The 8,982-nt window shown below is 74.1% G+C and carries 10 protein-coding genes and 1 tRNA gene; 3 read left to right on the plus strand and 8 right to left on the minus strand.

Annotated elements, in window-relative coordinates; genetic code table 11:
• The 6 genes from GXB85_RS18455 to glmU form a co-directional block, all read right to left on the minus strand.
• The coding region (locus GXB85_RS18455; RefSeq protein ID WP_370524324.1) for an inositol monophosphatase family protein at nucleotides 1-548 on the minus strand (548 nt) is incomplete at its 3' end.
• Between the two features lie 10 nt (nucleotides 549-558).
• Nucleotides 559-2,082 carry a sugar transferase gene (locus tag GXB85_RS17580; protein WP_161918965.1) on the minus strand — a complete coding sequence of 508 codons (1,524 nt, stop codon included), beginning with the start codon at nucleotides 2,080-2,082 and terminating at the stop codon, nucleotides 559-561.
• Nucleotides 2,083-2,229: 147 nt separating this feature from the next.
• Nucleotides 2,230-2,823, minus strand: coding sequence for an aminoacyl-tRNA hydrolase (pth, locus tag GXB85_RS17585; protein WP_161918966.1), 594 nt, complete (start codon nucleotides 2,821-2,823; stop codon nucleotides 2,230-2,232).
• A gap of 85 nt (nucleotides 2,824-2,908) precedes the next feature.
• Nucleotides 2,909-3,511, minus strand: a complete 603-nt coding sequence (locus tag GXB85_RS17590; protein ID WP_161918967.1) for a 50S ribosomal protein L25/general stress protein Ctc — start codon at nucleotides 3,509-3,511, stop codon at nucleotides 2,909-2,911.
• Nucleotides 3,512-3,748: 237 nt separating this feature from the next.
• Nucleotides 3,749-4,732: a ribose-phosphate diphosphokinase gene (locus tag GXB85_RS17595; protein ID WP_161918968.1), complete on the minus strand. Its 984-nt coding sequence runs from the start codon at nucleotides 4,730-4,732 to the stop codon at nucleotides 3,749-3,751.
• 4 nt (nucleotides 4,733-4,736) lie between these two features.
• Nucleotides 4,737-6,365, minus strand: a complete 1,629-nt coding sequence (glmU, locus tag GXB85_RS17600) for a bifunctional UDP-N-acetylglucosamine diphosphorylase/glucosamine-1-phosphate N-acetyltransferase GlmU (RefSeq protein ID WP_161918969.1) — start codon at nucleotides 6,363-6,365, stop codon at nucleotides 4,737-4,739.
• A gap of 245 nt (nucleotides 6,366-6,610) precedes the next feature.
• On the opposite strand from glmU, the gene GXB85_RS17605 reads away from it, so the two are divergent.
• Nucleotides 6,611-7,297: a heme oxygenase (biliverdin-producing) gene (locus GXB85_RS17605; protein WP_237728396.1), complete on the plus strand. Its 687-nt coding sequence runs from the start codon at nucleotides 6,611-6,613 to the stop codon at nucleotides 7,295-7,297.
• 9 nt (nucleotides 7,298-7,306) lie between these two features.
• Here the strand turns inward: GXB85_RS17605 and GXB85_RS17610 are convergent.
• Nucleotides 7,307-7,378 (minus strand) — tRNA-Gln (locus GXB85_RS17610).
• Nucleotides 7,379-7,507: 129 nt separating this feature from the next.
• On the opposite strand from GXB85_RS17610, the gene GXB85_RS17615 reads away from it, so the two are divergent.
• Nucleotides 7,508-8,185 carry a TetR/AcrR family transcriptional regulator gene (locus GXB85_RS17615; RefSeq protein WP_161918972.1) on the plus strand — a complete coding sequence of 226 codons (678 nt, stop codon included), beginning with the start codon at nucleotides 7,508-7,510 and terminating at the stop codon, nucleotides 8,183-8,185.
• Nucleotides 8,182-8,670, plus strand: coding sequence for a MarR family winged helix-turn-helix transcriptional regulator (locus GXB85_RS17620; RefSeq protein WP_161918970.1), 489 nt, complete (start codon nucleotides 8,182-8,184; stop codon nucleotides 8,668-8,670). Before GXB85_RS17615 ends, GXB85_RS17620 begins: the two co-directional genes overlap by 4 nt.
• Before the next feature lie 22 nt (nucleotides 8,671-8,692).
• On the opposite strand, the gene GXB85_RS17625 is transcribed toward GXB85_RS17620, so the two are convergent.
• A partial coding sequence (locus tag GXB85_RS17625) for an ABC transporter C-terminal domain-containing protein (RefSeq protein WP_237728397.1) occupies nucleotides 8,693-8,982 on the minus strand: 290 nt, incomplete at its 5' end.

Here is an 8,982-nt window from a genome sequence, read left to right on the forward strand (position 1 = left end):
CAGCCGCCACCGCCACCGCCTTGCCGCCGGGAGCCCCGCCGGGGGGGGGGGGGGGGGGGGGGGGGGGGGCGCCCCCCCCCCCCCCGCCGGGGGGCCCGGGCGGGCACCGCGGCGGCCGGCGGCCCCCCCCCCGCCGCGGGGCGGCGGCCGACGACGGCGTCGCCCGCCCCGCCGGTCGCGAGCACCTGGGCTCGCCCGGGCAGCGCGACAGCGCCCGCGACCAGCTCCCCGGAGGCCCAGAGGGCCACGTGCACGGCCCAGTCGTCGCGTCCCTCGCCGTACTCGCGTGTCCCGTCCAGGGGGTCGACGATCCACACGCGCTCGGCCGTCAGGCGCGCGGCGTCGTCGGCCGCCTCCTCGCTCAGGACGGCGTCACCCGGCCGGTGCACCGCGAGCGCGTCGGCGAGGTGCTCGTGGGCGACCCTGTCGCCGCGCGCGCCGTCACCACCCGCCTCACGCGTGGCGAGCAGCAGCCGGCCCGCACCCCGGGCGAGGTGGGCGGCGAGCACGTGGTCGTCGTCGAGCCCTCCCCCGGGCGCCGTGTCCACGTCCCGGGTCTCAGTACGCACCGCTGCCTCGCAGCACGGCGCGCGCCGTCTTCCAGAGGATCGTGAGGTCCATCGCGACCGACCAGTTGTCGGTGTAGCGAAGGTCGAGGCGCACGGACTCCTCCCAGCTCAGGTCGGACCGGCCCGAGACCTGCCAGAGCCCGGTGAGACCCGGCTTCACGCGCAGGCGGCGGTGGACGGGGTCGGGGTAGCCGGCGACCTCCTCGACCAGCGGCGGCCGCGGTCCGACGAGCGACATCTCGCCCCGCACCACGTTGACCAGCTGGGGCAGCTCGTCGAGCGAGAAGCGACGCAGCACGCGGCCCACCGGCGTCACACGGGGGTCGTGGCGCATCTTGAACAGGGGGCCGGCTCCCTCGTTGTGCTCGAGCAGCGCCTTGCGGAGCTGGTCGGCCTCCGTGTACATGCTGCGGATCTTCCAGAGGGTGAAGGTGCGACCGTCGACACCGACGCGCGTCTGGGCGTAGAACGCGGGACCCGGGGACGTGATGCGCACGGTGAGCGCGGCGACGCCGATCACGGGAGCGGCGAGCAGCAGCGCGGCGGTGCCCACGACCCGGTCGATGACCGCCTTGACGAGCAGCCGACGGCGCGGCGCCCCCACCTCGACCTCGAGCAGCGACAGTCCCGCGGTGGGGCGCACCGTCAGCCGCGGAGCGGCGACCTCGACGATGTCCGGCACCACGATCAGCTGGGCACCCACCCGGTCGAGCGCCCACGAGAGACGCCGCAGGGCGTCCCCGCCGAGGGGCTGACCCGCCAGCACGACCACGTCGATCGCGCGGTCCGCGACGACCTGCGGGATGTCGGCGACCGCACCGAGGACGGGGACGTCCGTCGCGACGTCGCCGTCGAGGCTCGGGATGCAGGCACCGGCGACCTGGTAGCCGTGGTAGGGCGCTCGGCCGAGGTCGTCCACCACCCGTGCGACGTCGTCGGGCTCGCCGACCACGAGGGTGCGCATCATCGCGACGCCGTGGGCACGGGCCCGGTGGAGCACCCGGCGGTGCGCGTACCGGCCGACGATCGTCACGAGGACGAGCGCGGGGGCACCGGTCGCGAGCTGGACCTGGGTGAGGCCCACGCCCAGCAGGAACTCCGCCGTGACCAGCAGGCCCGTGAGCCAGGCCCCGGCTCGCAGGATCGACTGGAACTCCGCGGGGCCGTCCCCCAGCTCGCGCGTCTCGTAGCCGCGGACGAGCGCGACGAGCGCGACGAAGACCAGGGCCAGGGACACGCCGACAGCGACGCTCGCGGGGCCGAGCCCAGTGGTCCACAGCGCGACGAGGCCGCCCACCGCGAGGGCGGCGGCCGCGTCCACCGCGATGACGCGGCGACGGTAGTGGCCCGCCAGCTGGGCCCACATGTGGGCCCGGGCGGACGCGTCGTTGAAGGGGGTGCGCCGCACCACGAAGGGCTGGGCCGAGGCCCAGGACCGCCGCGGCTCCGCCGCGACCCCTCGACGGTCGGCGCTGCTCGCCCACTCGAGTCCTCGATCAGCTGCCAGCGTCACGCGCCGTTCACCCCCGGTCCATCTCGCCGTCCACTTGATGCGAGTTGAGGCTATACCGGGGTTTTCGTGCCGAATACGGCTATACGGGCGATCTGTCCGATTTCACCCGCATGCGCGCCAGCCGTGACCGTTCTGTGACCTCGAGCCTCAGCCGGGGGCGTGGAAGCGCTGCTGAGCGGCGAGGACGCCGTCGCGCACCACCATCTCGACGGCGTCGGCGGACGCGTCGACGAGCCACGCGAGCTCGTCGCGCTCGCGCGGGGCGAAGTCCTTCAGCACGTAGTCGGCAGGGTCCTGGCGGCCCGGCGGGCGGCCGATGCCGACCCGCACCCGCGAGTAGTCGCGCGTGCCGAGGGCCGAGCTGATGCTCCGCAGGCCGTTGTGCCCACCTTCACCGCCGCCCGTCTTGAGGCGCACCTGCGCGAACGGGATGTCGAGCTCGTCGTGCACGACGAGCACGCGCTCGGCGGGCACCTGGAGGTACTGCGCGAGCGACGCGACCGGCCCGCCCGAGACGTTCATGTAGCTGCGCGGCACGGCGAGGACCGCGCGCGGCCCGGGGGCACCACCGGGGAGCACGCCCAGCCGGACGTCGGCCACCTGGGCGCGGCTGCGGTGCGAGGTGAACGACGCCCCGGCGCGGCGCGCGAGCTCCTCGACGACCATCTGGCCGACGTTGTGCCGGTTGCGCGCGTACTGCGGGCCGGGGTTCCCCAGTCCCACCACGAGCCACGGCGTCATGGGCTCATCCTCTCCGGACGGCACGACGGCCGGCCCCGAGGGGGCCGGCCGTCGCCATGCTCTCAGCAGATCTGCGAGTCCCAGCTCAGGACTCCTCGGCCGGGGCCTCGGACTCGGCCTCCTCGGCCTCCTCGGCCTCGTCCTCGGCGCTCGCGCGCGGGACCGAGATCGTGAGGATGACCTCGTCCGGGTCGCCGTTGTAGACGGAGCCCGCGGGGAGCTTCAGGTCGCCCGCGCGCACCTGCGTGCCGTCCTCGAGGCCCTCGATCGAGACCTCGACCTGCTCGGGGAGGTGCGTCGCCTCGGCCTCGAGCGTCAGCGCCTGGGTCTCCACGACGTGGATGGTGCCGGGTGCGGACTCACCGACCACGTGCACGTTCACGTCGACGCTGATCTTCTCGCCCTTGGTCACGACGAGCAGGTCCACGTGCTCGATGAGGTTCTTGACCGGGTCGCGCTGGACGTCCTTGGCGATCGCGAGGCGGGACCCGCCGTCGAGCTCGATCGACAGGAGGGCGTTGGCGTGCTTGAGCGCCAGCATCGTCTCGTGCCCCGGCAGCGTGATGTGCAGCGGCTCGGCACCGTGGCCGTAGAGGACGGCGGGGATCTGGTGGGCTCGGCGGATGCGGCGCGCGGCGCCCTTGCCGAACTCGGTGCGAGCGGTAGCGGCGAGCTTGACCTCGGACACGGGGAACTCCTGGAGCTGGTGGGTGCTGGGACGTGATGCTGCTGTGGTGCCGCGCGTCGCCCCCGGGGGCTGGACGCGCGGCCGGCGGTGGCCTCGGCGCGGGACGCAGGACGGACGCGCGGGCACGACCGCCGCGTCGATCACGGAGCCGAACCGGACAGGCGCCCTGGGTTCTCACCCGGTGCCGTGCCGGCCGTCCGACGTCCCTCGCCGAGGCAACCTGGGAAGTCTACCCGCTCAGGCGGCGCCGTCGAACAGGGACGTGACCGAGCCGTCGTCGAACACCTCGCGGATCGCGCGTGCGAGCAGGGGCGCGATCGACAGCACCGTGAGGTTCGCGAACTGCCGCTCCTCGGGGATGGGAAGGGTGTCGGTCACGATCACCTCACGCGCACCGCACTCCTGCAGGCGCTGCGCCGCAGGGTCGGAGAGCACGCCGTGGGTCGCGGCCACGATGACGTCACGAGCGCCCGCGGCGAGCAGCACACGCACGGCCTCGGCGATCGTGCCGCCCGTGTCGATGATGTCGTCGGTGAGGATGCAGGTGCGCCCCTCGACCTCGCCGACCACGCGGTTCGCGACCGCCCGGTTGGGCGAGTGGATGTCGCGCGTCTTGTGGATGAAGGCGAGCGGGCAGCCACCGAGCTTGGCGGCCCACTGCTCGGCCACGCGGATGCGGCCCGCGTCGGGCGAGACGACCGCGACGTTCGACAGGTCGACGCGCGTGCGCACGTAGTCGACGAGCAGGGGCATGGCCCACAGGTGGTCGACCGGGCCGTCGAAGAAGCCCTGGGACTGCGCGGCGTGCAGGTCGACGCTCATGAGGCGGTCGGCGCCCGCGGTCTTGAACAGGTCGGCCACGAGGCGGGCCGAGATCGGCTCACGTCCGCGGTGCTTCTTGTCCTGACGCGAGTAGCCGTAGAAGGGCAGGACGACGGTGATCGTCTTGGCCGACGCCCGCTTGAGGGCGTCGACCATGATCAGCTGTTCCATGATCCACTGGTTGATCGGCGCCGTGTGGCTCTGCAGCACGAACGCGTCGGCGCCGCGCACGCTCTCGCCGAAACGCACGTAGATCTCGCCGTTGGCGAAGTCGTACGCCGTCGTGGGGACCAGCTCGCTGCCGAGGTGGCGCGCGACGTCCTCGGCGAGCTCGGGGTGCGCGCGGCCCGAGATCAGGACGAGGCGCTTCTCCCCGTCGGCAGAGGTGATCCCGGTCATCTGCTCAGCGTCCTTCGCTCGGCTGCTCGGTGGTCGGCTGGGCGGGTTCGGCCGGCTCGACGGGTTCACCCGCGCGCCACCCCTCGCTTCCCGCACGCTCGGCGATCGCCTGGGCGGAGAGCGCCCCGGTGCCGTCCGGGTCCTCCCCCAGGGCGGCCGCCGCGGCCTCGGCCGAGGGTGTCCCCGGACGGCGACGCAGCACCCACCGGTCGACCGTGCGCTGCGGCGCGGTGTTCAGGCCCAGCGCGCCGGGGTGCACGTCACGGCGGATCACCGAGCCCGCGCCCGTGTACGCGCCGTCGCCGATCGTGACGGGCGCGACGAGCGCGTTGTCCGAGCCGATCCGCACGTGCGAGCCGATCGTGGTGTGGTGCTTGGTCACACCGTCGTAGTTGACGAAGATCGTGGCCGCCCCGATGTTGGAGTGCTCACCGATGGTCGCGTCACCCACGTAGGACAGGTGGGGCACCTTCGAGTGGTCGCCGATCGTCGCGTTCTTGGTCTCGACGAACGCGCCGATCTTGCCTCGCGCGCCGAGGTCGGTGCCCGGCCGGAGGTAGGCGAACGGCCCGACGACGGCGCCCGGGCCGACGCGCGCGCCGCTCCCGTGCGTCCGCACCACCTGGGCGCCCTCCCCCACCTCGACGTCGGTCAGGGTCGTGTCGGGGCCCACGACGGCGTCGCGCGCGACGGTCGTGCGGCCGTGCAGCTGAGTGCCGGGAAGGAGCGTGACGTCCTGCGCGAGCTCGACGTCGACGTCCACCCAGGTGGTCGCGGGGTCGATCACGGTCACGCCCGCGGCCATCCAGCCGGCGAGCACGCGGCGGTTCATCTCGGCCCGCAGCACCGACAGCTGCGCGCGGTCGTTCGCACCCTCGACGAGCACCGGGTCGTCGACCTGGACGGCACGCACGGCGCCACCGCCGGCGCGTGCGATCTCGAGGACGTCGGTGAGGTAGACCTCGCCCTGCGCGTTGTCGCGACCGAGACGGCCGAGCGCCTCGCGGAGCACCGCGGCGTCGAACACGTACACCGAGGAGTTGATCTCGTCGATCGCGCGCTCGTCCGCGCCGGCGTCCTTGTGCTCGACGATCCGCAGCACGGTTCCCGTGCCGGGTTCGCGCACCACCCGGCCGTAGCCCGTCGGGTCCGGCACGCGCGTGGTCAGCACGGTCACGGCGTTGCCGTCGGCCGCGTGCGCGGCCAGCAGCTCACCGAGGGTCTCGCCGTCGAGCATCGGGATGTCACCCGCGAGCACCACGACGGCCCCGTCGACCACGGCCCCGGAGGCCGCGTCGTCGTCGTGGGCCGAGTGCAGGGCGCGGCCGGCCTCGGCCGCCGCGTCCAGGACCCCGAGGGCGCACTGGACCGCACGGCCCGTGCCCGGGACGTCGTCCTGGTCGACCACGAGCACGCGCGGGTCGATCTCGAGCGCGTGCGCCGCGACGCGGTCGCGCTCGTGCCGCACCACGACCGCGAGGCGCTCGGGGTCGAGCGCTCCCGCGGCGGCGAGGGCGTGCCCGAGCATCGAGCGCCCGCAGACCTCGTGCAGGACCTTGGGCGTCGCCGAGCGCATGCGGGTGCCCTCGCCTGCGGCGAGGACGACGACGGCGGCCGGACGTGGGGCGGTCACTGCATGGGCTCCCGTCGATCGGGGCGGGCGGACAGCATCCCGACGTCGTGGACGAGCGGGACATGGCGCGAGGCGCCGCGCGTCACTCTACCGTCGCGCGCAGGGGCCCACGTCCCGGGGCGGGTCGCCCCTCGCGCGGACCGTCGACGCCCGGACGGGACCTGCCGTTGCCGAGTAAGGCAGACCTAACCTACGGTGTCCTGACAGCTCGTCACCTCCGTCTGACGTCAGGTCAGGACACCCCCATGGGAGCACCGATGCCCGTCCCGACGCCGACCACCGACGCGGGCACCAGCCTGTCCGCCCTCCTGCGCTCGGCCACCAGGGCGGCGCACTCCTCGGCCGAGCGCGAGCCGTTCGTCGAACAGCTCATGCGGGGAGAGCTCGGCCTCGACGCCTACGTCGACCTCCTGGCGCAGCACCGGCACGTCTACGCCGCGCTCGAGCACGCCGACGGCCTCCTGCGCGCCGATCCGGAGTCGGCAGAGCTCGTCGTCGACGGACTCGCCCGCAGCGCGGCGATCGAGGCCGACCTCGCCACCCTGCTCGGGCCCACGGCCGCGCGTCCGCGCGTGCTGCCCGAGACGGAGCGCTACGTGGCACGGCTGCACGAGGTCGTCGGGCGCTGGGTGGGCGGGTACGCCGCCCACGCGTACACGCGCTACCTGGGCGACCTCTCCGGGGGCCAGGCGATCAAGGCTGTCCTCCAGCGCTCGTACGGCCTGCCCGCCGCGGCCGTGGGCTTCTACACGTTCGCGACCATCCCGAAGCCCAAGCCCTTCAAGGACGAGTACCGCGCACGGCTGGACCGGCTGCGCCTCGACGCCGACGAGCGCGTCCGGGTCGCGGAGGAGGCATGCCTCGCCTTCGAGCTCAACGCGGACGTCTTCCGCGGGCTCGGCCGCACCCACCGGCCCTCGGCCCGCGGCTGAGCCGCCGAGCTCCGCCCCCAGGATTCGAACCCGGACCGCAAGGCTCCAAAGGCCTGCGTGCTGCCGTTACACCAGGGCGGACGGGCCCCGTGCACCAGGGTGACGACACCCCGGCGCGCGCGGGGCACGACGGCGGTGCCCCAGTCTGCCAGCCGGTCGCGGCATGATGGGGGCGTGGCCTCCTCGAGCAAGCGCACCCCGCGCGCCCGGATGACGGGGACCCAGCGGCGCGAGCAGCTGCTCGACGTGAGTCGCAGGCTCTTCGCGGAGAAGGGGTTCGAGGGCACGAGTGTCGAGGAGATCGCGGCTCGCGCGCAGGTGTCCAAGCCCGTCGTCTACGAGCACTTCGGCGGCAAGGAGGGCATGTACGCCGTCGTCGTCGACCGCGAGATCCAGGCGCTCACCGGGGCCCTCACAGGAGCGCTCGAGGCCGGCGGCCACCCGCAGGTGCTCGTCGAGCGCACCGCGCTCGCCCTGCTCGAGTACATCGAGAGCTCGACCGACGGCTTCCGCATCCTCGTGCGCGACTCACCGGTCGCGCAGTCCACCGGCACGTTCTCGAGCCTGATCGGCGACGTCGCGACGCAGGTCGAGCACCTGCTCGCGGCCCAGTTCAAGCGTCGCGGCCTGGACCCGCGCAACGCGCCCATCTACGCCCAGATGCTCGTGGGCATGGTCGCCCTGACAGGTCAGTACTGGCTCGACGCGCGCCACCCCCGCAAGCACGAGGTCGCCGCGCACCTGGTCAACCTCGCGTGGAACGGGCTCTCGGGGCTCCAGGGCCGGCCGACCCTGCGCGGTGACGAGCCCCGGACCACACGCGCCCACGACCACGCGACGGACGACGACCCGGCCGCCGACGTCATGGTGCACGAGGGCCGCGCATGACGGACGAGGTGGACCGCATCGTCGAGGCGTGGCGACGCGAGCGGCCCGACCTCGACGTCGCGCCGCTCGCGGTGCTCTCACGCGTGTCCAGGCTCGCGCGGCACCTCGACCTCGCGCGGCGTACCGCGTTCGACCGTCACGACCTCGAGCTGTGGGAGTTCGACGTGCTCTCCGCCCTGCGGCGTGCCGGCGAGCCCTACCAGCTCTCGCCCGGGACGCTCGTGACCCAGACCCTCGTCACGAGCGGGACCATGACCAACCGCATCGACCGGCTCGCGGCCCGCGGGCTCGTCGAGCGCCTTCCGGCGCCGTCGGACCGGCGTGGCGTGCTCGTGCGGCTCACCCCGGCGGGCCGGGCCCGCGTCGACGCGGCCCTCGAGGACCTGCTGAGGGTCGAGCGGGGCCTGCTGGCCGACCTGCCCGACGCCGACCGTGCACGCCTCGCGGACCTCCTGCGGGTGCTGGTGTCGCCCTTCGACGCCTGAGCCCGACCAGGCCAGGCCAGTCTCAGCCGACCATCTCGGCGGCCTCGAGCCACTGGGACTCGAGCTCCTCACGCTCCGCCGCGAGAGCACGGAGCTCCGCGTCGAGCTCGAGCACTGCCGCGTGGTCGGTCGCGACCTCGGCCATGCGCGCGTGCAACCGCTCCTCGAGCTCGGCGATCCGGCCCAGCCGACGCTCGATGCGCGCGATCTCCTTGCGCGCCGAGCGCACCTGCGCCGACGACGGCGCGTCCACCGCGGTCGCGCCCGACGACGGCGCGTCGGCGCCGGCAGCGGCCTCCGCGGCGGCGGGGG

This window comes from Cellulomonas sp. APG4, assembly GCF_009996735.1.
In the GTDB taxonomy this organism is placed as follows: domain Bacteria; phylum Actinomycetota; class Actinomycetes; order Actinomycetales; family Cellulomonadaceae; genus Actinotalea.